This window comes from Sphingobium sp. 3R8, from assembly GCF_020166615.1.
Taxonomy (GTDB): domain Bacteria; phylum Pseudomonadota; class Alphaproteobacteria; order Sphingomonadales; family Sphingomonadaceae; genus Sphingobium; species Sphingobium bisphenolicum.
This window is the reverse complement of sequence record NZ_JAIQXR010000074.1, coordinates 1-458: the sequence shown is the minus strand read 5'-3', so window position 1 is coordinate 458 and position 458 is coordinate 1. Positions and strand designations below refer to the sequence as shown.

Annotated in this window: 1 protein-coding gene; it reads left to right on the top strand. The window is 56.6% G+C overall.

Annotated elements, in window-relative coordinates; translation table 11 throughout:
- Window positions 1-441: IS5 family transposase (locus tag K9B33_RS22970; protein WP_224551431.1), on the top strand; the 441-nt coding region annotated here is incomplete at its 5' end.
- Between the last annotated feature and the right edge of the window lie 17 nt (window positions 442-458).

The window sequence follows — 458 nt, the reverse complement described above, 5'->3', positions numbered from 1 at the left end:
CACCGGCGCAAGGGGGGGACTCATCGTCAGGCGATCGGCCGATCGCGCGGCGGATTGACCACCAAGATCGTCGTGCTGGTAGATGCACTGGGAAACCTGGTTCGCTTCGTTCTCTTGCCAGGCCAGAGCCACGATCTCGTCGGGGTGAAGCCGCTGATCCAGGACGTCGAATTCGACATGTTCCTCGGAGACAAAGCTTTCGACGCCGACTGGCTGCGAACCGAACTGAACGAAAGAGGCGCGGTGGCAGTGATCCCACCCAAATCAAACCGGAAGCAAAAGATCGACTGCGACTTCCACGCCTACCGTTGGAGACACCTCGTCGAGAACTTCTTCTGCAACCTCAAAACATTCCGGCGCATCGCCACTCGCTACGAGAAAACCGATCAGAGCTATAGAGCCATGATCAATCTCGCTGCTCTCAAGATCGCAATTCGATAAATGTCCACACGCCTTAG